We start from the raw sequence: 24,109 nt of genomic DNA on the forward strand, positions 1-24,109 counted from the left end.
TCAGCGCTTACACTTATTTTCAATCCACTGTTTATCAGATTATTACTTACAAAACAACGATTCTTTACATTAACTTAACACCAGCTTAATTTTTAAGTAATACTACACTGATACATTTGCTAGATATACCAGCCAATATATCCGAATACATCTTTCATTCATTCTTCTCAAACACTCTATTGTATGTTACAAAAACTACCACAACTCGCGTTAAAAGTATTTGCATTGTTATTGATGCTTACTTTTGGCGCCATGGCACAAAATGCGGTCACAGGTACAGTGACTGCCGACGACAACAGCCCGCTACCGGGCGTAAGTATTATTGTGAAAGGAACAAACCGGGGGGTAAATACCAACGGTGAGGGTAAATTTCAAATCAATGTTTCGCCCGAGAATGTTTTGGTTTTCTCATTTGTGGGTTATGTTGCTCAGGAAATAACCGTCGGAAATCGCTCCGTAATTGACTTGAAAATGAGTCAAGACTTCAAACAACTCCAAGAAGTAGTCGTAACCGCCCTCGGTATCAAAAAGGACATTCGTCGTACGGGTGTTTCGATTCAGGGAATTGATGCCAGCCAGACCGTAAAAGCCCGCGAACCCAACGCTGTGCAAGGCTTAGTGGGCAAAGTGGCAGGTTTGACCGTAGCCCCCAGTGCTGAGATGCTCCGCCGCCCGCAGGTGATTTTACGCGGTAACAGCGACGTACTGTACGTGGTGGACGGTGTACCTATCAACTCCGACACTTGGAACATCAGTCCCGACGATATAGAGAGCTATTCGGTGCTCAAAGGTGCATCGGCTTCGGCACTTTATGGTTTCCGGGGCAAAAACGGTGCTATTTTGATTACAACCAAGCGCGGCTCAAAAGACAAGCGCGGCTTTGCGGTGGACTTCAACTCCTCGACCATGTTTGACCAGTCGTTTTTGACCATTCCCAAAGTGCAGGACGAGTATGGCCCGGGCGACCACGGCGTATATGAGTTTGTGGACGGTCGTGGTGGCGGTAAAAACGACGGCGATTACGACGTGTGGGGCCCCAAATTTGAGGGGCAGCTCATTGCTCAATACGACAGCCCCATTGACCCAGTTACGGGTAAGCGAATTCCTACGCCTTGGTTGGCACGCGGCAAAAACAACCTCACTCGCTATTTAGAAACAGGCGTACTTTCGACCAACAACGTGGCGGTTTCGACCTCAGGCGAAAAATACAACGCGCGCTTTTCGTTGTCAAATACTTATCAAAAAGGGATTGTGCCCAACACCAAGCTCAACAGCACTACCTTCAACACTTCATTTGATTATCAGTTTAGCAAGAAACTCAAATTTGAGTCAAACTTGCAGTACAACTACCAAAGTTCGCCCAACTTCCCCGACGTAAACTATGGCCCTAACTCCATGATTTACAACATTATCATGTGGGCGGGTGCCGACTGGTCAATGGACGACATGCGCAACTATTGGCAGCCTGGCAAGGAAGGTGTACAGCAGATTTATGCCGAGTACCAGCGCTACAACAACCCCTACTTTATGGCGTACGAGTGGCTACGCAGCCACAACAAGACCGACATTATCGGTCAGGTAGCTATGAGGTATCAAATTGCGGATGGTGTAGAGGCGATGCTTCGCACCCAAGTTTCTTCTTGGAACACCCTTCGTACCGAGAAATTTCCGTTTTCGATGGGAACCTATGGCCGCGACGAGCGCCGTGGAGACTACCGCGAAGACCAGCGCAATTTGTTTGACAACAACACCGAATTATTGGTAAAAATCGACAAGAAAATTGGCAATAACTTCTCAATCAATGGTTTTGTGGGTGGCAACGTGCGTACGTTCAATTTTAACTACAATTTTACGACCACCGATTACTTAAACGTGCCAGGAGTATACAGCTTTGCCAACTCAGCCAACCCCGTGCGTATCCAAAACTTCCGCTCCAACATGGGCGTAAATTCGGCTTATTATTCGGCTGACTTTTCGTACAAAAACTTCCTGACAATCGCGACCACGGGTCGGGTGGACCAACTTTCAACCCTGCCCAAAGGTAATAATACTTTCTTCTACCCTTCCGTAGCGGCAAGTTTTGTAATCTCTGACTTGGTCGAGAACCTCGGCCCAGTATCGTTTTTGAAGTTGCGGAGTTCTTATGCCAACGTCAAAGACGGTCTCACACAGTCATCGTTTTCGGGTGCTAACTTAGGCTATGGCGAAACCTACGCGTCAGCTTACGATGGCCCGAGTTATCAAAACTCAGCCGTTTACAACACGCCTTTGGCTTACAATGGTCAGCCGGCCGCGTATTATACCAACACGCTCAACAACCCCAACCTTGCGCCCAACTCTACCTCACAGTGGGAAGCAGGTGCCGACGTGCGTTTCTTGAACAACCGTCTTTCGTTTGATGCCGCCTATTTTGTATCAAACGACGGCCCACGGATTTTCAGCCTTCCACTTTCGAATACCACAGGTTACTCTTCGGCGTTGGTAAACGGGATCAAGACCCAGAAAAAAGGCGTTGAAATTTCGGTTACGGGTACACCCATCAAAAATCTGCGCGGCTTTACTTGGGAAGTGCTGGCCAACTGGTCTACTTTCAAGGAGCGTCTGACCGAAGTATATGGCAACTTAGACCGCTTGCCTTCAAGCTACTTCGTTGGTGGCAACACGGGCAACCGTTTTATCCAAATCGGCGACCGAATTGATGCCATTTATAACAACACGTTCTATACCTCACCCGACGGACAACTTATCAACGACGCGAGCGGACGCCCCATCATTAACCCCATCGGGCAGTTGTTGGGTTACTCCAATCCTGACTGGGTGTGGAGCGTAAACAACCGCCTCAACTACAAAAACTGGAATTTTAGCTTCCAATTTGACGGCCGTGTGGGTGGTGTTATTTCCAACTACGTGCAGCGTCAGACCTTCCGTGGGGGGCGTCACATTGCCACCATCGAGGGAACCATGGGCGAGGCGCGTTTCCAAGATTACAAAGGTGTTCGGTCGTACGTAGGCGAGGGGGTTACTATCTCCAACGCTGTACCAATTAAAGTAGATGCCGACGGCAACATTACCAACTACGCCGAAATGCAGTTTGCCCCCAACACCACCAAGCAGTTTTTGCAAGACTACATCAGCCGTCGGTATAGCCCCAACGGTGGCAATATGATGAGCCGCTCGTTTGGTAAGCTCCGCGAAATCGTGATTGGTTACAATTTACCCTCAGGCTTGTTGCAAAAAACGTTCTTTAAGCAAGCAAGCATCTCAATCGTAGGTCGTAACTTGCTCTATTTTGCCGAGAAAAAAGACGTTGATTTGGACCAGTTTGCTGGTTTGCAAGGCAGCACCGACATTCAGTCGCCCACACTCCGTCGCTACGGGTTCAATTTGAATTTGACGTTCTAAAATCAGTTTTGAGCCATTGGTTGATTAAAGTTCAAACGCTTTAGAATCAATCACTCAAAACATTAAAACTTACTGAAATCATGAAAAAAATTCTCAAATATTCCCTCATTTTTTCATTCGCCATTGTTTTTGGAGGCTGCCAAGACTTTGAGGTAATCGAAAAAGACCCCAACCGCGCCGTAAATGCGCCCGCTTCGTTGGTGTTCAACGGGGTGCTGAACGATATCTACAACAACGTAAACGGCGGCAGCGCTTGGGGCGACAAAGCCCGTTGGAACCAGTTTTACTGCTCTAACTACAACTACTACTCCACCAACGAATACACTTGGACTACGACTGACTTTTCATTTTTCACGTTGAAAAACGTGGTTAAAATGGAAGAAGAAGCAAAACGCGCCGGCTTGCCCGACCAAAACCCTTACAGCGCCTTGGGCAAATTTTTCCGCGCTTATTTTTACGAAGACATGACCAAGCGCGTGGGCGATGTACCTCTCAACGATGCCCTCAAAGGTTTGGAAATGACCACGCCCAAGTACGATTCGCAGAAGGCTGTGTATGTACAAATCCTGAAGTGGCTCGACACTGCAAACGACGACCTCACGGCCCTCATTGCCAAAGGCGACCGCAACTTGGCGGGCGACATTTATCTCGGCAACGACCTGCGCAAGTGGCAAAAAGTGGTGAATGCCTACAAATTACGCGTGTTGGCAAGTTTGAGCAAACAAGACACCGACGGTGAATTGCAGGTAAAACAACGCTTTGCCGAAATGATGGGCAACGCTACCAAGTTTCCGTTGATGACAAGCATGACCGACAACTTGCAGTACACGTTTAACAATATCAACAAATACCCCCGCAATCCGTCGAACTTTGGCTTCAACGCTACCCGCGAAAACATGGCCAAAACCTACGTGGACTTGCTCGTAGCACGCCGCGACCCGCGCATTTTTGCCGTGGCCGAACCCGCCGAAGCCAAACTCAAAGCAGGCTTGAAAGCCACCGATTACGAGGCTTACGTGGGTGCGTCGTCGGGTGAAGACTTGTCGGACATGAGTACCAAAGCCCTCAACGGTGAATATTCGTTCCAGAAACGCTCACGCTACTACGCCAACGACACGGGCGAGGCCCTGTTTATCATTGGATACCCCGAAATGTGCTTCAACATTGCTGAGGGCATCAATCGTGGCTGGGCAACGGGCGACGCTGCCGAGTGGTACAAGCGCGGCATTGCAGCCTCGATGAGCCATTACGGCATCACCGAAGCGCCTGTTTTGGCGGCTTATCTCGACGGTGCTTTGGTAAAATACGCGGGCAACAACGCTACGGGCTTAAACCAAATCTTGACGCAGAAATACCTCGCATTCTTCCAAAATTCTGGTTTAGAGGCATTTTATAACCAACGTCGCACAGGCATACCTACTTTCTTGGTAGGCGTAGGCACAGGCAACAGCAGTCGCATTCCGAAGCGTTGGCAGTATCCAAACAGCGAGCGCACCACCAACGCCACCAACTACACATCGGCCATCGGAGCGCAGTTTGCGGGCAAAGACGACATAAACGACATGATGTGGATTTTGAAATAATATTTTTTCATCATAGGTTAAAAATGAACACTAAAGCGGGGGAGTTTTCCTCCGCTTTATTACTTTTAAACCCTCATCTTCAATCTATCATTCTATGCGCTTTCTTCCGCTTTTTATTGTACTTTTTCCAATCCTGAGTTGGTCACAACTCCGTACAATCAAAACCCTTCAAGTACCGAGCCGAGCTGAATATTGCAAAATTGACACCACAGGGGGCTACTCAGTACTGCCCAGTGGGCGGCGGGTTACACCCGTAGGCACTACCCTCCGCATCACCAACGACCCTTTTGGACTGGCCGTCAGTCCTGATGGACGGCGGGTCGTGGCACTACACAGTGGCGCGGTTTCGCTCATTGATGCCGAACACCCACGCCACGCCCTTCGCATTCCCGATTATGCCAAAACGTTTGCCGACCCATTCAAAGGGGCCACATTTTTGGGCGCTGCCTTTGCGCCCGATTCCAGAATTGTGTATTTGAGCGGCGGAGACAAGGGGAATGTCGTCATTTTTGACACCGAAAAAAAGGAGAAAATTGACGATATTTCACTCAACCAACCCGTTAACGGTCAGCAATTTGAAGAAAGTTTTACATCTGACTTAGTAATAAATTCCGCTAAAAATGAGCTATTGGTACTTGACCGGGCGCATTTCAGAATGGTGCGGATTGATTTGGCCACCAAAAAAATTACGGCTTCCATTCCCGTAGGACGGCAGCCGTTTGGACTTTCGTTAAGTCCCGACAAAAAATACGCATTTGTGGCCAACGTCGGCTTATATGAATATCCACTGGTGCCGGGCGTAACGCCCAAAAACAAAGACACCATGATGCTGAAGTTTCCGCCTTACGGTACCTTCACCAAAGAATCCATTGAGGGCGTAGAAGTGGAAGAGCGAAAAATCCCGGGCTTGGGTAGCCCACTCGTACCCGAAGCCATGAGCGTTTGGATGGTAGACTTAGCCACCAACAAAGTCACGGGGAAATTTAAAACTGGACATCAAATCGGGGAAATGATTGAGGAAGCCGAAATCGTAGGCGGGGCAAGCCCCAACTCCGTTGCGGTCGGAAAACGCTTTGCCTACGTTTCTAACGCCACCAATGATAATATTTCGATTATTGACTGCCAAACGCGCAAAATCGCGGGACATATCGCGCTGAAAGTACACCCCAGCATTGACAAATACCGAGGATTGATGCCCTTCGGGATGGCGCTTACCCAAGATGAAAAAACGCTGTACGTGGCTCTTTTGGGCTTCAATGCCGTAGCCGTGGTTGATTTGACCACCCGTCGCGTAAAGGGATTGATTCCCACGGGTTGGGGACCAAGCAAAGTGAAACTGTCGCCCGATGAGAAAAATCTTTATGTGGTCTCTGCCCGGGGATTGGGCGCGGGCCAAAACGGCGGTAGCGGCTTTGTAAAACCAGACCGAGGAACCTACATCGGCGACATTCAACTCGGAACATTCCAAAAAGTTACGCTCCCAGCACCCACCGAATTGAAAAAATGGACACAACAAGCCATCGACAATACCTTTGAGACCGTATCAATCACCGACGATGGCAAAAATCCCCTCCCTCCCCTGCCCGGCTCACGGACAAGCCCCATCAAATACATTGTGTACATTACCAAAGAAAACCGCACTTACGATGAAGTCTTGGGGCAGCTTTCCAAAGGTGACCCAACGCTCGCTCGCTACGGTACAAATGTGACGGTAACGACAAAGACGGACACTTTGCGTCAGGTAGATGTGATGCCCAATCACCTGCGCATTGCCCAACAATTTGCGTATTCTGATAATTTTTACTGCGACTCTGATGCATCCATTCACGGCCACCATTGGATGATGGGCGTCATCCCCAACGAATGGGTCGAAGCCAATTCCAATCACTCTTCGAGCTTCAATGCATTCTCTAAAGCACCCGGACGGCGCTTCCCAAAAGCAACGGGCGGGATTGACCCCGAAGACTACAACGAAACTGGCGGACTATGGGAAGCCTTAGAGCGCAAAAAAATCTCATTTTATAATTTTGGGGAAGGAAATGAGTTTGCCGCCGTTGCGGAAGAATGGAACCATTTTGAATACGGCGCACGACAGCCCGTCGTGTTTCCTTTGCAAAAAGCTGTTTTTGAACATACCTCACGCAACTACGCTGGGTTTGACATGAACATCCCTGATTGGCTTCGAATGGACCAGTTTGAGAAAGAATTTACCGAAAAATGGCTGAGTCCGCAAAAGGGCAAAAAAGTAGATTTGCCCCGACTGATTGCCCTCCAACTTCCCAATGACCACGGCGCGGGCGTCCGTCCAGAAGCAGGATTCCCGTACCCCCATTCTTTTATGGCCGATAATGACATTTCATTGGGCCGAATCTTACAATTCCTTTCGCATACGCCGTATTGGAAAAATATGCTCGTTGTTATCACCGAAGACGACCCGCAGGGAGGCGTTGATCACATCGACGCGCACCGCTCGGTATTGATGCTGGCGGGCCCCTACGTAAAGCGTGGGCACGTATCGCATACCCACGCCAATTTTGGGTCCATTTTGAAAGTAGTTTATAATACACTGGGCGTGCCCTACGTCAACCAATACGACGCTACGGCCTCCTTACTTCAGGATTTTTTTACGGACAAGCCCGATTTTACGCCGTATCAAATGCTGATTCCTGACAAACGCATTTATGATGTAGACAAAGCGATGGAGATTTACAAAAAAACGTACGACTGGAAAACCGCCAAGCCTGGCCCTAAAATGGATGACCCCAATGAGCAGCGCAGGGAGCATTATCGGCAGCAGAATAACTAAGGACACAGTGGGTGAAATAGCACCCACTGCCTCTCCAAGCTTACCGATTTTTGTCAATATAAATACGGGTTTCGTTCAAAAACCAACGAGCATCTTCCAATACTTGCGCAGCTTCTTCAAAGGTTATATGAGCACCTGCGTCGTAGTCACCTGTTTGACGCTTTTGGTAAGCTCTGTTTAATACCTTTCCAAAATCAGTTGAAAAAATGTTTGTTTTGATATAAAGTGAATAAAATTTGTTAGCAACTCCAGTATGCGTTTTAGAAAATTCATCTTTGGCAAAAAGCAATGCTTGTACTGCTGCAAAAATGGCATAATACGAACGATTAACGACACCTTTGTAGCGGTCACCAGTCATCAAATACTCAGCATCTTTCAAAAAATCATCGGCTTGATCTATAAACTTATAAACTTCCTGATTCATAAATCGACCCCCTCATTTCGGATAAAGTGGAGCAAAGGCGTGCGCCCGATTTTGTATTGCTCAAAACTCATTGGAACAAACGATAGCATAAGATTATTTTCCATAGCCCAACTGTACGTTTTATCAGTCAAAAAATCAATTTCTTTAAATGGTTCAACCGATGTTTTATTCAGTACTACTAAAATATCAACATCAGAGTCTGCATTTGACTGATTCTTGGCGTGAGAACCAAACAATACTAACTTTACCAATGTATCACCGTATAATTGTGACAACTGGCTTTTTAAGGAATCCAGCAAGGTTCTGTTAATCATACTCTTTAATTCTCATTAGTAACATCTTGTAAAGTTAAAAAACAAATAAATAATTTCGTAAATAAACACTAACATGCCTTCATCCATCACCGAAATTCGTCAATTATTTGAGTCACAGGGCGATGAACAATACTATGGCGAAGACGTAAGTCAACTCGAACACGCCGCACAGGGGGCTGATTTGGCCCGCAAAGGCGGCTTTGACAAAGAAGTACAGGCCGCGGCTTTTTTGCACGACATCGGCCATTTGATGCCCGCCGAAAAAGAAGAAGAACTCATGGAAATGTACGGCCGCAAAGACCATGAAGAAGTGGCCGCCGATTGGCTGCGCGACCAGGGCTTTCCCGAAAAAGTATGCATTCTTGTCGCCAATCACGTCAATGCCAAGCGTTATTTGACCTACAAAAACCCCAAATACTTCGCGGGGTTGTCCGACGCGAGCCGCAAGACGTTGGAGTTTCAGGGTGGCCCCATGCAAGCCGAAGAAGCCAACGCCTTTGAACAAAACCCTTATTTTGAGCTTATTATCCAAATGCGCCGCTGGGATGAGGCCGCCAAAGTGACCGGATTGCCCAAACCTGACTTGGAAACATACTTAAAATTGTGCGAAGAGGTGTTGGGGTGAGGGTTAACTAATACTTAACTACGAAGAAAAAGGCATTCGTATAGAAAGATTTCACACAGTGTTTGAAAGCCAAAAATCGTTGATATATTTCGAAACATTTCTACTCAAACAAACAGCATTACCATGACTATCGCAGAAGCCATGAAGCTTGAAGGGAAAATCGAGGGCAAAATCGAAGGCAAGATTGAAGGCAAAGAAGAAGCGACCATCTTGTTTGTGCAGAAATTGGTAAAAATCGGCATGGATGCTGCTACCATTGCCCAAACCTTTGAACTGCCTCAAACCAAAGTCGAAGAAATCATTGCTAAAATGTAGCTGCTACTCCAATTCGCTTTGGACAATTTCCTGTAAGGTTTTGCGGTTCACGGTGCTGATTTCGGATTTGTCATAAATAGTGACCAAATAGAGCGTTTCTCCCTCTTCGGTTTTTTCGATGTAATAGGTGATGACCCGAAACCCACCGCTCTTTCCTCCGCCTTTGCTTTCGCTGGCCATACGGACTTTATAAAATCCACCGCCCAAATCAACCCCCTGTTTGGGGTTATTTGATAGGCTTTCGGCAAATTCGACCAACTCACTTGACAAGGTTTTGTATTTTTTAGCAAGCCTCTTAAACCTGCTGTCAAAATAAGCCAATGACTTAATTTTAGAGGCCATTTTCAAGTTCTTTAATCAGTTCGCTCACTGGACGTGCCTGTATTTTCCCCTCGCGCAGGAGTTTTACCTGCTTGACGGCTTTTTTGAACTCGGGCAGGTTGATTTCGACCAACTCCTCCTCTTCGGCATTGATGAGTTGCTTTAGCTCGTTCTGCAAGCGTTTGGGCAATGCCTTGTATTGTTTGTAAAGAATCTGTGCCGTACTCATGGTTTGGGTGGTTTGTCGCTTTTTTTGAAGTAAAAATAAAAAGTTTTTACGGAAAAATGATTTTTTCACTAAACCCCTACCCCCACACTTTGGCAATTACTCCGTTGATTTTGGCCTGCATTTTTTCGCGCAGCCGCTTGGCTCCGTTGACCACGGCCATATCCGCCTCCAACTCCGCCACAATCTGCGCCTGCTCTGCAAGCGAGGGAAGCGAGATTTAAACATTTTTCAAAATTTCATTATTGATATTTATTTGCGCTGCTTTTGGTAGACAATATCATTCAAAAAAAATGATATTGTCTACCAAAAAATACGGGTTCTTTTCAAGGACTATCGAAAATTCACCTCTTTGAATTTTACAAACTTCTCCAAGATTATAAGTCTCCCATTCCTCTTTTACTTCAAAGGCGGCGTTATATCGGAAAGCAAATACTGTTCAAAATTTAAGTGCCTGCCCAGCACTCGCAAACCCTGCAACATAATTCTCAAAAACTACAAACCAAAAAAGGCACGACCTTGAGTCGCACCTTTTCAGTATTTCATTGTTGTTTGATACTTATTTCTCCAAGAGCATTGCCCCAAAAGAATACCCACCACCAAAAACGGTAATGACGATTCGTTCTCCTTTTTTAAAGCGTTCCCAATTTTCGGAAAGACCGATAGCGCAACCCGCGCAACCCGTGTTTCCTAAGTATTGAATATTAGAGATAAGTTTGTCTTCTGAAAGCCCCAACGTATTCATGACGTTCATGCTGATACGTAAATTGGCTTGGTGCGGCAATACATAATCTACATCCTGCACCGTCAGTCCGCACCGCTCCAACACCTGCAAACTTGCCTTAGGCATGTACGTACAGGCATTGATGAACACATCCCGCCCGAAAGGCATAATCACCCCTCGCTCGTTGGGACGAAGCACCACGGCTTCGGTGGCTTTTCCGCTGGTAGCCGCGCCGCCAGTGAGCAAGGCGCGTATTTCCAAATCTTCTTCGCTGCTACGCTCTTTGGTAATCAACAACGCCGCCGCACCATCACCCCACAAGTGCCCCGAGACGGTGTCGGTTTCGTTGTAATAACCCGTGTTGTGTTCCGACGTAATGACCAGCGCTTTGGTGGCTTTGTTCATGGCAAAGTACCCTTCCACTACTTCAATCGCATTGAGCAACGACGAGCAGGCCGACGAAATCGTGACGACGGGGATATCAGGAATTTCCAGAAAATGCTGGGCCGCGTGAGCCAACGTTACAATTGTATCGTATGAAGTATAAGTAGCGCCTACAATTAAATCTATTTCACTCGCAGGAATTTCAATTTTATCAAGTAATGCCTTCACCGCTTCTACTCCCATGGTGTGAGAGTTTTCGGCAGAGGCAGCTTTACGACGGAGTTGAATTCCGGTACGCTGTACAATCCATTCGTCCGAGAGGCCGTTCAGCTTGGTAAAATGTTCGTTGTCAACAACTTGCTCGGGCAGGTAGTGACCAACTTGGTGAAGAAACATACTGTGGTTGGTTTAAACCGAAACTTTTAAAGCCGAAAGTTAAACATTTCCTAGAAATCATATCACACTATATTGAAATCTTACAACAAAGTCATTATAATTTACCATTTCACTCAACACCTTTTTCCCAACTGCCCTCAAAAAATAGCCTTATTTTCTACCAATAAATAAAATCTATTAACAGAATGACGCTTCGTTCCGGAATGTACCGTATTTTTGCCCGATACTGAAAACCGAGGTCAATGCTTCCAACCAAGCTATTACTTGTTGTTCCCTGTTACAACGAAGAAGAAATTTTACTGAAAACCCACCGTACTCTTCAAGAATATTATACGCATCTGGAAGCAGAACGGCTCATTGCGCCAGAAAGTAAGATATGTTTTGTAAACGACGGCAGTCGCGACCGCACGTGGCAACTCATCGAAACCATTTGCCAGAATGACCCAAAAAGTATCGGCATAAAGCTTTCCCGTAATTTTGGTCACCAAAGCGCTATTTTGGCTGGTTTGACACACTATACCAACGATTACGATTGTTTTATTACCATCGACGCTGATTTGCAGGACGACATCGCCGCCATCGGCAAAATGCTCGAACAACACCGCGATGGGGCGATGGTGGTCTACGGCGTCCGCGATGACCGCAGCAATGACAGTTGGTTTAAACGCACCACTGCCGAGTCATTTTATACCATGATGCGCTGGATGGGCGTGCCCGTCGTGTTTAATCACGCCGATTTTCGGTTGATGGACCGCCGTATATTGGAAGAGTTTGCGCATTTCAAAGAAGTAAACCTGTTTTTGAGGGGCATTATTCCGCTGATTGGCTTTCGTTCGGAGAAAGTTTTTTACAAACGATTGGAACGAGAAGCGGGAGAGACCAAATATCCACTAAAAAAGATGTTACTTTTTGCCTGGAACGGGGTCACTTCTTTTAGTACGTTTCCTATGCGGCTGGTGCTTTATTTCGGTCTTTTCAACTTTTTTATCGCTATGGCAGTCAGTGTATACATCGGTATTTCGTACTTGTACGGAAGTACCGTGGCGGGCTGGACCTCAATAGTATTGCCCATGACCTTTTTTAGCGGTGCCAACATGATTGCCATTGGATTGATTGGTGAATACGTTGGCAAGATTTATGAAGAAGTCAAAGGAAGGCCCCGGTACATTATTGAAAAGGTGGTGGAAGTGCCAGAAGTGAGTAGTGAGAAGTGAGAAGAACAAATTGCTTTGGAGGTTTTTTGTGGCCCTTTGGGTTTATTTACTAATGATATTATCAAATTTAACCAATGCTGAAAACATTACAAAAGCCTTTATTTCAGAATCTTTTTAACATCGGATTACTGACTTTGGTGTTAATTCCGTTGTTGGCATTGGCTTGCTACAATCATCCCTCGCCCGTTGATGATTACTGTTATATTGACACCGTTTTCAAATACGGTTATTTTGAGGCCATGAATTTTTACTATACTGGCTGGACAGGGCGCTATTTTGGGATTCTGATGAATCACTCCAACCCGCTCATTCTCAAATGGCCGGGTGGATTCAAACTCCTCTCTTTCCTTTTAATTTTGGGACTAACGAGCAGCCTTTTCGCCTTAGCGAAAGAGGTATTTCCCAAGTGGAGCCGACTTGGGGCGTTTGGTTTGGTGGGTGGATTGTTGTTCTTATTTATTCTTAAAATTGCCAGCATTGCCGAAGCCTTTTATTGGATGGCCGCCTTCGTAACGTATACCGTTCCCAATGCCCTTACCATTTATTGGCTCGTGGTAATGCTACGCTGGTATCAATTGCCAAAAGGTAACCTTAAAAATTTCACCTCCGTTTTAGCAGGCTTTTTGGTGTTTGCGGTTATCGGATGCAGCGAAACCAATCTGACCATCATGGTGCTATTGGTGGCCGGCTGGTGGGGCTATCAATTGGTTATCAACCGTACTTGGGATTGGTTTGCGGTCTTTTTGGTGGCAGTAGCCGCTATTTCGTGCTATATTTTCTTTACCTCACCCGGCAACCTCCTCCGCATGAGCGGCAACCCAGAGGGTAGAAACATCCCCTTTTCTGCCCTGCAATCCATCAAATTATTGGCCCGACTGAGTATAGAGTGGATGACCCGAACACCTTTATTGGTATTTACAATTTTATGGATTGCAGTACTGCCAAAAATATTTGTCAATCAGCAAACGATGCGCTATTTTTCGGTACCGCTATGGGTGGCGGTGTTGGCTTATTTTGGCATTTTATTCGTCCAGATTTTCCCGTCTTACTATGGTATCGGTATTGAACCAGCCCCCCGCGTTATCAACTCTATTTATCTTTATTTTCTGATTGGCTGGTTTTATTGCCTTGCCGTGTTGGTTCGATATTTTTATCAACAGGATTTTGGGGGGGCAAAAAATTGGTATTTACCCCCTTCCATCAAATTGGTACTTGCCATACTTATTGTAGTAAGTGCGCTCTTTAGCCAAAACTTCCGCATGGTGTACGGTGATTGGCTACGCGGAAGGGCCGCCGCTTATGATTCAGAGTTGAAACAACGCTACGAATACATCGAAAACACACCCGGCGACCGTGTGTATGTGGAGCCACTCAAAGCCCGGCCCCAGTCGTTGTTTTTGGACGATGCCAACCCCGACCCCAAACACTGGTGGGCTAAGTGCATGGGTGGCTATTTTGGTAAAAAAGAAGTTGTACTTAAAACAAATCCTTGATGCGTCGGATTATTTTTTGGCTTATTGCTTCTTTCCCGATTGGTCTATTTCTTTTGATTATAGCCCGGTATTCACTCAATGTGCCATGGTTTGATGACTTTGACCCATTCCCAGATTTTTTACGCGAATGGCAACGAACCACTGATTTTGCTTCCTATATTAAATTACTTTTCAAGCCCAACAACGAGCACCGAATGGTATTCGGAAAACTGGCGGCTTTGGGGTATTTTTGGTTGTTTGGAACGCTTAATTTTACGTTTTTGCATTGGGCAGGCACGTTTTTTACGCTCGGTACCTTCGCCATTTTTATCAGAGCCATTCGGCAAGACAATATTCCTTGGGCTTATTTATTGCCCTTCCCGTTCTTGTTATTTCAGTTGCAATACCACATGACTTCGCTGTGGGCCATTACGGGTCTACAACACCAGCCTGTTGTCTTTTTTGTTTGTTTAACGTCCTATCTCTTGGCTCAAAAACGCTTTGCGTGGGCCCTACTCACGGGACTTTGTGCCAATTTTGCGATGAGCAACGGCATCTTTGTCTGGCCAGCGGGATTTGTTATTTTGTTTTTACAGGGAAATTATCGGTGGTTGGGCAGTTGGCTATTGGCGGGAATTGTGGCGGTCTTTTTGTACTTCTACGGAATGCAAACCCTTAACAATGAGTCTAGTTTTGGGTATTTTCTCCAACATCCACACGAAACTTTCTTCGGCTTTTTTACATTTGTTGGCGGGCTTTTCGACTTCTTTCCCGACCGCAGCACGTTCGAGCGCTCCGTTCTGCCCACTATTTTTGGCATGGTTATGACCAGTTGGCTCGGTATCGTGGTGGTACGGTTGTGGCGGTTATATAAAAAACACGCTCTAGCCCCCAATACGCTACTGCTTTTTTTGATTGGAGTATCCACGTATTTGCTCGCCAATGCCACCATCATTGCCTTTTTACGGCCCCGTTTCGGGTATTTTGTGATGCTGGTTAGCAATTACAAAATTTATCCTGCGCTGTTTATGATGGTCAGCTATGGGTTTTATTTGGGACTTTTCCCGCTCAAAAGAAAATGGCTAAATGCCGCGCTTGGGTTCAGTATTTTGGTCTGGGGACTGAGTTTTTTACATTATTGGCCTACCGTCAGCGAGCGCCGCAAGACTTTGCTTGCTTTTGCCTATAATCAACAACACAATGGATTTGGACTGGGCCTTACCCCCAATTCATCCGCTGCCCTTTACGTCGACACGTTGATGAAGTACCACGTCAACAATATGACGTACCACTATCCAACCGATTTGGCTCCCGCTTTAAAGGCAATCCAAGCCGATACAAGCCTGAAAATCAAGCCTGTCATTACAAAGCAAGAGGAGGGATTGTCTATATTTACCGACGATTTTTCTTACGATTCGGGTTTTGACGTTGCTTTGTACGCCTTTTTGCGTTCCGACAGCCGCAACTATTTATTTAAATTAGAACCCAATCTTTACAAAGGGAGAAATTGGTTTCGTCGGTACGATGGAGGTAGTTTGGTATTGATTCCCAATGAGGCCATTGCGGCAGGCAAATATTCGTTAGGTTTTGTTTATGTAAAGCAAGGCCAAGCCAAAGCCATGATTTATCAGCCCATTGAATGGCCCTAAACAATCGCTTTGATTACTGTTGAACACACATTGTTAAAAACATTTCGTTTTGGAAAAACCTCAAATTTCAATAATTGCCCCGTTATACAACGAAACCGAATCCTTTCCACATTTGGTAACTCGCCTCAGCAAATTGATGGACAGTCTTTCGCTTTCTATCGAGGTTGTATTGGTGGATGACGGCAGCCGCGACAACACCGCGACGCTCATGCGCCAACTTGCGCTGCTTGATAGACGCTACCACTGCGTTTTTTTGTCGCGCAATCACGGGCACCAACTGGCCCTTACGGCGGGATTGGCCGCCGCGAGAGGGACCGAAGCGGTGTTTGTCATTGATGGCGACCTTCAAGACCCACCCGAATTACTACCCGATTTTTACAAACTGTACCAAGAAGGCTACGATGTGGTGTATGCCGTTCGGCGCAAACGGAAAGAGAATTTCGTAAAACGCACGGGATATTATTTGTTTTATCGCCTGTTGAAATCCATTTCATACGTAGAAATTCCGCTCGACAGCGGGGATTTTTCGCTCATTAGCCGGCGCGTGGTGGACGTGATGAATCAAATGCCCGAAGAGAGCCGTTTTTTACGGGGAATGCGCACTTGGGTAGGGTTCAAACAAACGGGATTTGAGTACGAGCGCAGCGAGCGAATCGCGGGCGAATCAAAATATTCGTTTAAGCAACTTTTCAACTTGGCCTACAACGGCATTTTTAATTTCAGCGAATTCCCCATCAAATTCATGACGCGAGCGGGCGGCACGGCCATTGGAATTGCCTTGGTATATTTCATCATTGTTATCGTCAAAAAATTGCTTTTTGGGGGAGTTATTCAGGGTTTTACGGCATTGTTGTTCGTCATTATTCTGTTCAGCGGCGTTCAACTCATTTCATTGGGTATCATCGGCGAGTATGTGTTGCGCATTTTTTTCCAATCCAAAGGCCGCCCGCTGTATATCATCAAAGAAAAGATTGTGGAAGGAAAAGTGGAACAACCGCAAAACCAAACAACCGCAAAACCGCAAAACTGAAAAAGGGGTGTTTGTGCCAATTTTACATTTAAGAAGGTGTATAATTATCCTTTTACTTTCTTCGGTTTAATATTTTACATTTTTCGGTTTTAAAAAGTCATGCTGTTTAATTCTGTCCAGTTTCTGCTATTTTTCATTGTTATTACCCTTGCTTATTTCAGTCTGCGCTGGAATCTGCGATGGTTTTTGCTGTTGTTGGCGAGTTGTTATTTTTATCTGGTGTTCAAACCGATTTATATCCTTATTCTGTTTGCCACCATTGTCATCGACTACTTTGCGGGGATTTGGATTGCCTCGGCGGCGGGCCCACGCCGAAAATGGCTTTTGGTACTGAGTATTGTGACCAACGTGGGGATTCTAGCCGTTTTTAAATACTTTGATTTTTTTGCCGAAACTTTCAATTCTTTCAGTTGGAAAATGGGAATTGCGTGGAGTATGCCCATTTTAAAACACCTAAATCCCGATTTAATTCTGCCCATTGGTTTGTCGTTTCATACGTTTCAGGCCATGAGTTATACGATTGAAGTATATCGCGGCAATCAAAAAGCGGAAAAACACTTCGGAATCTATGCTCTGTATGTCATGTTTTATCCTCAATTGGTGGCAGGGCCGATTGAGCGACCGCAAAATGTGCTGCATCAATTCCACGAAAACCATCCCTACGATTGGGAAAATGTAAAAGCGGGACTGACCCGAATGGCGTTTGGTTTCTTTAAAAAAGTCGTCATTGCCGACCGACTCGCCCTGATGCAAGGCCCCGTTTACCTCGACCCTGCCCATCACAACGGACTGACGCTTTTGGTAGCAACGTTTTTCTATACGTTCCGAATTTATTGCGACTTCTCGGGATATTCCGACATCGCTTTGGGGGCTTCGCAAGTGATGGGGTTTAAGCTCATGGAAAATTTCAAAACGCCTTACATCTCCAAATCCATCTCAGAGTTTTGGGGACGCTGGCACATTTCCCTTTCTACTTGGTTTCGGGATTATCTCTACATTCCGTTGGGCGGGAATCGGGTCAGCGAAGGACGCGCTTATTTCAACCGATTCACGGTTTTTCTCGTCAGCGGGCTATGGCACGGAGCTAGTTGGAACTTCATCATTTGGGGGGGATTGCACGGATTTTATCTCGTGTTTGCCTCCCTTAGGGACAAATACCTGAAACGTTGGAACGTCACATTGCCCACTGGTGCTTGGTATGGTTATCTACAAACGCTCATCACCTTTGTCTTGGTGATGCTTACGTGGGTATTTTTTGCGGTAGGCGACAACCCCAAAATGACCATTGGTGAAGAAGTAAGGAGTTCTTTCTTGATTCTGAAGAAGATTGCCACGCTGTCGATTCACTCCCCTATCCAATCGGCACTCAACTCCGTCGAAATGATTTTTTGTGTTGTACTGATTGGTATTTTACTGATTAAAGAGCACTTTGTATTGCATATTCCAACCCGCCGAGATGTCACATTTTGGAGTGTATTCATCACGTTGTCCATCCTGTGTTATTTCTTCGGCGTTTTTGAATCCAATCAGTTTATCTATTTTCAGTTTTAATGATTGAAGCACTATCATTTATGACGTGCAAAGACGCTAAGGGTATTCTCTGCTCCTTAGCGTCTTTGCGTGATTAAAAAAAACAGGCAGATTACAGTTGTGTGGCTAGTATCGCAATGCCTTCCGAAAAACTGCGCGGCTCATATCCCAAAACGCTGCGCGCTTTATCTAGCACAAAACCCGTACGGGCGGGGCGTTTGGCAGGTTGCGAAAAGGTAGAAGAATCGGCTTGAGCAATCAATGATTTGTCTAAGCCAAAATAATCGGCCGTTAGGATAGCCATTTCGTAGGGAGTGAGAAAATCTTTTCCCGAAATGTTGAAAATGCCTTTTGCTTCTTGGTCGGCAATCAAAAAACAACCCATGGCCAAATCTTCCGCCAACGTTGGCGTGCGCCATTGGTCAGTGACTACTTTGATATTTTTCTTCTCTTCCAATGATTTTTTTACCCACAAAATAATGTTGGAACGCGACATGTCGTAGGCAATTCCGTATACCAAAACGGTTCTGGCAATGGCCCAACGAATACCCGAATGTTGCACAATCTTTTCGGCAGCATACTTACTCCAACCATAAAAACTCAGCGGATTGGCCTCCCCTTCTTCTGTGTAGGGGCCCGCAGCACCGTCAAAAATAAAGTCGGTAGAAACGTGGCAGAGAAAAATGTCGTGGGTACGGCACGCATCCACAATGTACTGAACCGCATGTACGTTTTGCGCCCAACAATTGTCTTTTTCCGATTCGCACTGATCCACGTTGGTCATGGCCGCTCCGTGAATTACGACATCAGGCTTGGTCTTTCCGATGATGTCTTCCACTTCGTCCCGCTTGGTAATATCCATGGAATAATACTCATACCCTTCCGTAAATGGCAAACGGTTGGCGCCCCGAGCGGTGGCAATACATTGAATGTGAGGCTGTTTTAAAAGAAGTTCGACCAGTTTCTGGCCCAGCAGTCCGTTAGAACCTGTAATAAGAATTTTTTTCATAAACGTAAAAGTAGTAACCGCACGGATACAAGCGCACATAGTTAGTAAAAAATTACTGTGCGGTCTGCGTACCTGAGCGGTTACGTTAACAATTAATTATCTAAAATTACGGAGTGTATACGTGAAGGTCAGCATGTAGTACCGCTGCAATACCCGGGTTTGCAGGTCTTCAATGTAGGTTTCGGTAACGGTTCGACTGATGCTGTTGTTTTGACCCAAGACATCAAAGGTGCTCAATTTCAATTCTCCCGCCTGCTTTTTCAGGAATTTATAGCCGACGGCCGCGTTCCAAAGGGTAAAATTGAGGTTAAAATCCTGCCCCAAACCCGTATAAAACGTATGATTAAGGTTGGTATTGACAAAAAATCCTGCTTTGGTCAGCCAGTTTAACTTAAAATTGCTGTTTTGATAATAATACGTACCATCCAAAGAAGGCTGTAACGAATTGCTAACGGTGTTGTAATTTCCATTGACCGACACCGTAAAATCAAGCTGCTCGCTGATGTTGCTACTCAGCACCAGACCTCCGTTGATGGAGTGTGTATTGGATGTATTTTGGATGTTGTTAATCAATCCAATGGTGCGGGTATATCCCGTTCCGATGTTAAAGTTCAGGTTGCTTTTGAGCGAAGTCACGGGCAATCCGTACGTGATAAACGAACGAACGTTCCAGTTTCCATTGACGTTGACTGGCTGCGTAAACTGTGAGCCACGGTTGAGCGGGAATCCTCCCACCACCGTATCACGCGCCGCAATGTACGTTGCCGTACTGATGTTGTTCTGCGTAAATGAGCCATTCAAATTAATAAAGAAGCTGCGGGCCGTTTTGGGATTGGTGACCCCATAACGAAGCGACGTATTGTGGTTGTATTCCTGCTTTAAGTTGGGATTACCCGTTCTTAAAAATAGCGGATTTGAGTTATCCACTACGTTTTGTAATTGACTGATAGATGGCGCATTGGTGCCCGTACGGTAATTGAACCGAAAGCTCTTTCCATCTGCGCCTCGGTAGTTAATCATTGCCGAAGGCAAGATGTTATTAAACGATCGGTTGATTGAAAATTCCAGCGGATAATTCTGTTTGCCGCTCAATTGCGCATTTTGGTAGTTTACTTCTGCCGTAACCATCGTTTTTTTGATGCGCAACCGGTAACTTCCTCCAATTCGATTGGTGATGTAGGTATTGTCAAATTCGTTCGACAACCGCAAATCGGGCGTACTGTATTCGCTCGTGCTTTGGTTATAATTATAGGTTTTGCGGTCTGAATAGTTTTTGGTGAAGGAAGGTGTATAATTAAGCTGCAACTGTCCGCCCCGACCGACGTTTTCGGTCAATGAAATGTTGCTCGAAATCGTGTAGCCATCTGATTTGGTATCGGTGCGCTGGTCGGTTATCTGCAATGAATCGGAGGTTTTGCGGGTATAATAATTTACTACCGAATTCAAAAGCGATTCGCCACTCCGGTCATTGGCCGATGTCGTTAGTCCTACCGTCAGCGTACGCCCTATTTTACCAAAGCGGTGCCGCCACAAAATACTATTTCCGAAATTATATCCATTGTTTTTTGATTCTTTCTCGGTTTGGGTTTGACTGATACGCAGCGCGTTGATGCTGTTGGCTCCTAACAGACTGCTGTAAGCGGTATTGCCCTGAAAGCTGATTCGGGGCGTGATGATGAGCGAGTTTTTGGAATTGATGGTGTATTCCAAGCGGGCGTTTAAACGATGGTTTTTGTTATTGTTAGACGAAAAATAATCTTCGTTGTACAACTGCCCGGGCCCTTCTGTCGAGAAGAAAGTTCTTGCCAATTGACTCAGGTTATTATTGCTCGCATCGTTGAAGAAATAACTACCCGACACTTTCCACTTTTTACCCCAATTGTCGGAGTAGTTCAGTCCAATGGCATTTGTTTTATTGATACCTCCTTGCTGCCCCGACAGGAAATTGCCAGCTGAATTTCCACCGCCAAAGTTACCTCCGCCGCCATTGTTTCCGCCACCACCTCGATTGCCACCGCCGCCACGATTGCCTCCACCTGGTGCACCGCCACCACCTGAACCTCCCAAAACACCTAATAAATCTTCACTCGCAAAATTCTGCTGATTGACGTTATTAGACATTCCAATGACAGAAATACGGGTATCTTTCTTAAAATAATTGGTACTTCCTCCCACCATGTAGCGGTCGTCGGTGCCGTAGCCAGCGTATATTTTCCCAAACTGCCCATTGTTACGATCTGAACGAGTGACGACGTTGATGGTTTTTACGGTTTGACCATCATCAAAACCCGTGAATTGCGACTGGTCGCTGAGGCGGTCAAACACTTGAATCTTATCAACCACTTCGGCGGGTAAATTTTTCAGGGCCAGCGTGGCATCATCGCCAAAAAACTCGCGCCCGTCGACCGTCACCTTCTGAACATTTTCTCCCTGTGCTTTTACCTGTCCGTTTTCGATGGTAATGTTGGGCATTTTTTCAATCAAATCCTGCGCAGTGGCGTCGCGGTTTGTTTTGAAAGCACTGGCGTTATAGACCGTCGTATCTCCTTTTTGGGCCACCCGTTCGGCTACTCCTTTGACCACCACATCTTTCAGAAGCTGGGCATCAGGTTTTAATGAAATAATTCCCAAATCGGGAGCAGTACGCCGCAGATTCAAGCGTTGGTCGTAGGCAGTATAACCCACAAAACTGATGAATAAGCGGTAGGTTGCCAGCGGCACCGATTTTATGGTAAATGCCCCAGCCGTATCGGCCACGACGCCAAACCGAAGGGTAGAATCAGCGGCATTTATGAGCAGAATATTGGCCCCGATCAAGGGGGATTTGTCTCCTTGGTCAGCCACACGGCCCTTCACTTCTACTTGCTGAGCAAGCAGTTGGCCAGTGACTAAAAAAAACAACGAAACGATAGTAAAGCGAATGTATTGCATGGTGTGCTGTGTTGGGTTTGCCCGTTAGACAGATAAAATAGCAGAAAGTTTAGCGATGCTTTTGGCAAAAGCGATGAAAAGACAAAGAATACCGACGATTTGGGCCGTATTTACCGATAAAGTTCAATTTTATATTCAACATTAGGTCCCAATATTTTATGGATAATTCCTTATATTGAGGCACTATTTAACCCCTTTTTATCCATGAACCGTCGCCATTTTTTTCAACAAGCCACTCTCGGAAGTGCGGCTTTAGCTTCTCCCGAAAGCCCGCTTTTAACCTCCCCAAAAGACCTTAATCCGTTTAAGCTCGGCCTTTCGACCTACTCGTATTGGCATTTCAAAACCCCCAAAGTTGCCATCGAAACGGTCATTGACGAAGCCGCCCGGATGGAGATTGAAGGTGTGGATATTTTGCACCGCCAAATGGACAACGAAGACAACGCCTATCTTCAAAAACTCAAACGACACGCGTTTGTCAACGGGGTAGATTTGATTTGTCTTTCCATCCATCAAAGTTTTGTGTCGCCCGATGCGGCCGAGCGCCAGAAAAACATCGACCACACCCTGCACTGCATCGAGCTGGCCTACAAAATGGGGATTCCGAGCATTCGGCTCAACTCGGGACGCTGGAATACAATAAAATCATTTGACGAACTCATGGCCAAACGCGGCGTGGAGCCTATCTTGCCCGGCTATACTGAAGACGACGGCTTCAAATGGTGTATCGACAGCATCGAAAAATGCCTCGCTAAAGCCGCTGAATGTGGCGTAATGCTTGCCTTGGAAAATCACTGGGGCCTTACTTCCACGCCCGAAGGCCTCCTTCGCATCCGCAAAGCCATTGATTCGCCGTGGTTGGGCGTACTATTGGATACTGGAAATTTTCTGGAAGACCCTTACACCAAACTCGAAAAAGTAGCGCCCGTGGCCAACTTTGTACAAGCCAAGACCTACTACGGCGGTGGCGAATGGTATTCTCTGGATTTGGATTACAAACGCATCATCAACATCCTACGCCAAGCCAACTACAAAGGGTACATTGCGCTAGAATTTGAAGGAAAAGAAGCCCCCGAAACGGGCGTTCGTAAAAGCGTGGCGATGTTGCGTGAGGCCATGAAAGCTTAACTCCAATCCCACACCACTACGTTCCATACGTCGGTGTAGTCTTCGTAGGTATAAATCGTGCGGAATCCTACGCGTTCATGCGCCCGCTGTGAACGCGTGTTCCGCAAGGCTACTTCCGTAACGCAGAGTTCAAAATCAGGAGAAAAATGCTCTTTGTGGGCGGTATATAAACCATCAAAAATCCCTTGCCCACGGTGCGATTCGGCAATACAAATCTGACCCATAACGTAAAAACGATAATCGCCAATGCGCTTGCCCTGCCATTCCAGCTCGGCCACAATGTCAAACATCGGCACCAATTCTGGCACCAACTGCCCCATCGTGCGCGGCATGACCAAGGCATAACCCACTAAAGTGTCACCGTCTTTGGCAATGATTTGGGGAAGTGCATCATTCATTTGCTTCAGCACCTCAAATGAATGCTCAACGGTCGTAAACCCTTGGTCCTGCTGGTAAGTAGCGGGGGTGTTTTTATATAAATTTTGGCGCTGAAGGGCCATTATTTGGCGGAGGTCTTCGTCCGATTGTGCAGTCGTATAAGTGATGGGCATCCGGTAATTTATAACCCCGAAATGGGCTGTAGTTCGCTCACAAAAGTAATAATAGGCTTTCAACAAGCCAAATAA

At 46.2% G+C, this 24,109-nt stretch carries 19 protein-coding genes; 11 read left to right on the plus strand and 8 right to left on the minus strand.

Translation table 11 applies throughout. From position 1 onward, the window contains the following. Positions 1-183 precede the first annotated feature (183 nt). The 3 genes from NCI00_RS09125 (at position 184) to NCI00_RS09135 (ending at position 7,791) form a co-directional block, all read left to right on the plus strand. Complete coding sequence (locus NCI00_RS09125) at positions 184-3,402, plus strand: SusC/RagA family TonB-linked outer membrane protein (protein WP_253526832.1); 3,219 nt, start codon at positions 184-186, stop codon at positions 3,400-3,402. Between the two features lie 80 nt (positions 3,403-3,482). Then, positions 3,483-4,985 (plus strand): SusD/RagB family nutrient-binding outer membrane lipoprotein, encoded by a 1,503-nt coding sequence (locus tag NCI00_RS09130; protein ID WP_253526833.1) that lies wholly within the window; start codon positions 3,483-3,485, stop codon positions 4,983-4,985. A 94-nt stretch (positions 4,986-5,079) separates the two neighbouring features. Further along, positions 5,080-7,791, plus strand: coding sequence for a bifunctional YncE family protein/alkaline phosphatase family protein (locus NCI00_RS09135; protein ID WP_253526834.1), 2,712 nt, complete (start codon positions 5,080-5,082; stop codon positions 7,789-7,791). A gap of 40 nt (positions 7,792-7,831) precedes the next feature. Here the strand turns inward: NCI00_RS09135 and NCI00_RS09140 are convergent, their stop codons facing one another. Continuing rightward, positions 7,832-8,215 (minus strand): HEPN domain-containing protein, encoded by a 384-nt coding sequence (locus tag NCI00_RS09140; protein ID WP_253526835.1) that lies wholly within the window; start codon positions 8,213-8,215, stop codon positions 7,832-7,834. Next, positions 8,212-8,529: a nucleotidyltransferase domain-containing protein gene (locus NCI00_RS09145; RefSeq protein WP_253526836.1), complete on the minus strand. Its 318-nt coding sequence runs from the start codon at positions 8,527-8,529 to the stop codon at positions 8,212-8,214. Before NCI00_RS09145 ends, NCI00_RS09140 begins: the two co-directional genes overlap by 4 nt. 73 nt (positions 8,530-8,602) lie before the next feature. On the opposite strand from NCI00_RS09145, the gene NCI00_RS09150 reads away from it, so the two are divergent. Then, positions 8,603-9,154 carry a phosphonate degradation HD-domain oxygenase gene (locus tag NCI00_RS09150; RefSeq protein ID WP_253526837.1) on the plus strand — a complete coding sequence of 184 codons (552 nt, stop codon included), beginning with the start codon at positions 8,603-8,605 and terminating at the stop codon, positions 9,152-9,154. A gap of 123 nt (positions 9,155-9,277) precedes the next feature. Next, entirely contained in the window at positions 9,278-9,469 is a 192-nt protein-coding gene (locus NCI00_RS09155; protein WP_253526839.1) for a hypothetical protein, read from the plus strand. A 3-nt stretch (positions 9,470-9,472) separates the two neighbouring features. Here the strand turns inward: NCI00_RS09155 and NCI00_RS09160 are convergent, their stop codons facing one another. The 3 genes from NCI00_RS09160 to NCI00_RS09170 form a co-directional block, all read right to left on the minus strand. After that, positions 9,473-9,811: a type II toxin-antitoxin system RelE/ParE family toxin gene (locus tag NCI00_RS09160; protein ID WP_253526841.1), complete on the minus strand. Its 339-nt coding sequence runs from the start codon at positions 9,809-9,811 to the stop codon at positions 9,473-9,475. Continuing rightward, a complete protein-coding gene (locus NCI00_RS09165) occupies positions 9,801-10,019 on the minus strand; it encodes an endonuclease Q family protein (protein ID WP_253526842.1) in 219 nt (72 codons plus the stop codon). The genes NCI00_RS09160 and NCI00_RS09165 overlap by 11 nt, the downstream gene beginning before the upstream one ends. A 556-nt stretch (positions 10,020-10,575) precedes the next feature. Then, the gene (locus NCI00_RS09170) at positions 10,576-11,520 is read right to left on the minus strand and encodes a 3-oxoacyl-ACP synthase III family protein (RefSeq protein WP_166557820.1); all 945 of its coding nucleotides are present in this window, start codon (positions 11,518-11,520) and stop codon (positions 10,576-10,578) included. A 242-nt stretch (positions 11,521-11,762) separates the two neighbouring features. Here NCI00_RS09170 and NCI00_RS09175 point away from each other — a divergent pair, with 242 nt between their 5' ends. From NCI00_RS09175 to NCI00_RS09195, 5 genes are all read left to right on the plus strand, one after another. Next, positions 11,763-12,734: a glycosyltransferase family 2 protein gene (locus tag NCI00_RS09175; protein WP_253526843.1), complete on the plus strand. Its 972-nt coding sequence runs from the start codon at positions 11,763-11,765 to the stop codon at positions 12,732-12,734. 74 nt (positions 12,735-12,808) lie between these two features. Continuing rightward, positions 12,809-14,227: a DUF6056 family protein gene (locus tag NCI00_RS09180; protein WP_253526844.1), complete on the plus strand. Its 1,419-nt coding sequence runs from the start codon at positions 12,809-12,811 to the stop codon at positions 14,225-14,227. Then, positions 14,227-15,855: a hypothetical protein gene (locus NCI00_RS09185; RefSeq protein WP_253526845.1), complete on the plus strand. Its 1,629-nt coding sequence runs from the start codon at positions 14,227-14,229 to the stop codon at positions 15,853-15,855. The genes NCI00_RS09180 and NCI00_RS09185 overlap by 1 nt, the downstream gene beginning before the upstream one ends. A gap of 49 nt (positions 15,856-15,904) precedes the next feature. Further along, positions 15,905-16,885: a glycosyltransferase family 2 protein gene (locus NCI00_RS09190; RefSeq protein ID WP_253526846.1), complete on the plus strand. Its 981-nt coding sequence runs from the start codon at positions 15,905-15,907 to the stop codon at positions 16,883-16,885. A gap of 99 nt (positions 16,886-16,984) precedes the next feature. Continuing rightward, positions 16,985-18,436 (plus strand): MBOAT family O-acyltransferase, encoded by a 1,452-nt coding sequence (locus NCI00_RS09195; protein WP_253526847.1) that lies wholly within the window; start codon positions 16,985-16,987, stop codon positions 18,434-18,436. Positions 18,437-18,527: 91 nt separating this feature from the next. On the opposite strand, the gene NCI00_RS09200 is transcribed toward NCI00_RS09195, so the two are convergent. After that, positions 18,528-19,424: an SDR family oxidoreductase gene (locus NCI00_RS09200; RefSeq protein ID WP_253526849.1), complete on the minus strand. Its 897-nt coding sequence runs from the start codon at positions 19,422-19,424 to the stop codon at positions 18,528-18,530. Positions 19,425-19,520: 96 nt separating this feature from the next. Then, the gene (locus NCI00_RS09205; protein WP_253526851.1) at positions 19,521-22,355 is read right to left on the minus strand and encodes a TonB-dependent receptor; all 2,835 of its coding nucleotides are present in this window, start codon (positions 22,353-22,355) and stop codon (positions 19,521-19,523) included. 204 nt (positions 22,356-22,559) lie between these two features. Between NCI00_RS09205 and NCI00_RS09210 the strand changes: the two genes are divergently transcribed. Continuing rightward, positions 22,560-23,483 carry a sugar phosphate isomerase/epimerase family protein gene (locus NCI00_RS09210; protein WP_253526852.1) on the plus strand — a complete coding sequence of 308 codons (924 nt, stop codon included), beginning with the start codon at positions 22,560-22,562 and terminating at the stop codon, positions 23,481-23,483. Here the strand turns inward: NCI00_RS09210 and NCI00_RS09215 are convergent. Then, entirely contained in the window at positions 23,480-24,034 is a 555-nt protein-coding gene (locus NCI00_RS09215) for a GNAT family N-acetyltransferase (RefSeq protein WP_253526853.1), read from the minus strand. The two genes, NCI00_RS09210 and NCI00_RS09215, sit on opposite strands and share 4 nt — an antisense overlap. Positions 24,035-24,109 lie beyond the last annotated feature (75 nt).

The sequence above is a fragment of the Runella salmonicolor genome, from assembly GCF_024158025.1.
Classification (GTDB): domain Bacteria; phylum Bacteroidota; class Bacteroidia; order Cytophagales; family Spirosomataceae; genus Runella; species Runella salmonicolor.

Bases quoted from the DNA above. Each gene is read 5' to 3' on its own strand.
- NCI00_RS09125 (WP_253526832.1), top strand. From the start codon at position 184: ATGTTACAAAAACTACCACAACTCGCGTTAAAAGTATTTGCATTGTTA.
- NCI00_RS09130 (WP_253526833.1), top strand. From the start codon at position 3,483: ATGAAAAAAATTCTCAAATATTCCCTCATTTTTTCATTCGCCATTGTT.
- NCI00_RS09135 (WP_253526834.1), top strand. From the start codon at position 5,080: ATGCGCTTTCTTCCGCTTTTTATTGTACTTTTTCCAATCCTGAGTTGG.
- NCI00_RS09140 (WP_253526835.1), bottom strand. From the start codon at position 8,215: ATGAATCAGGAAGTTTATAAGTTTATAGATCAAGCCGATGATTTTTTG.
- NCI00_RS09145 (WP_253526836.1), bottom strand. From the start codon at position 8,529: ATGATTAACAGAACCTTGCTGGATTCCTTAAAAAGCCAGTTGTCACAA.
- NCI00_RS09150 (WP_253526837.1), top strand. From the start codon at position 8,603: ATGCCTTCATCCATCACCGAAATTCGTCAATTATTTGAGTCACAGGGC.
- NCI00_RS09155 (WP_253526839.1), top strand. From the start codon at position 9,278: ATGACTATCGCAGAAGCCATGAAGCTTGAAGGGAAAATCGAGGGCAAA.
- NCI00_RS09160 (WP_253526841.1), bottom strand. From the start codon at position 9,811: ATGGCCTCTAAAATTAAGTCATTGGCTTATTTTGACAGCAGGTTTAAG.
- NCI00_RS09165 (WP_253526842.1), bottom strand. From the start codon at position 10,019: ATGAGTACGGCACAGATTCTTTACAAACAATACAAGGCATTGCCCAAA.
- NCI00_RS09170 (WP_166557820.1), bottom strand. From the start codon at position 11,520: ATGTTTCTTCACCAAGTTGGTCACTACCTGCCCGAGCAAGTTGTTGAC.
- NCI00_RS09175 (WP_253526843.1), top strand. From the start codon at position 11,763: ATGCTTCCAACCAAGCTATTACTTGTTGTTCCCTGTTACAACGAAGAA.
- NCI00_RS09180 (WP_253526844.1), top strand. From the start codon at position 12,809: ATGCTGAAAACATTACAAAAGCCTTTATTTCAGAATCTTTTTAACATC.
- NCI00_RS09185 (WP_253526845.1), top strand. From the start codon at position 14,227: ATGCGTCGGATTATTTTTTGGCTTATTGCTTCTTTCCCGATTGGTCTA.
- NCI00_RS09195 (WP_253526847.1), top strand. From the start codon at position 16,985: ATGCTGTTTAATTCTGTCCAGTTTCTGCTATTTTTCATTGTTATTACC.
- NCI00_RS09200 (WP_253526849.1), bottom strand. From the start codon at position 19,424: ATGAAAAAAATTCTTATTACAGGTTCTAACGGACTGCTGGGCCAGAAA.
- NCI00_RS09205 (WP_253526851.1), bottom strand. From the start codon at position 22,355: ATGCAATACATTCGCTTTACTATCGTTTCGTTGTTTTTTTTAGTCACT.
- NCI00_RS09210 (WP_253526852.1), top strand. From the start codon at position 22,560: ATGAACCGTCGCCATTTTTTTCAACAAGCCACTCTCGGAAGTGCGGCT.
- NCI00_RS09215 (WP_253526853.1), bottom strand. From the start codon at position 24,034: ATGCCCATCACTTATACGACTGCACAATCGGACGAAGACCTCCGCCAA.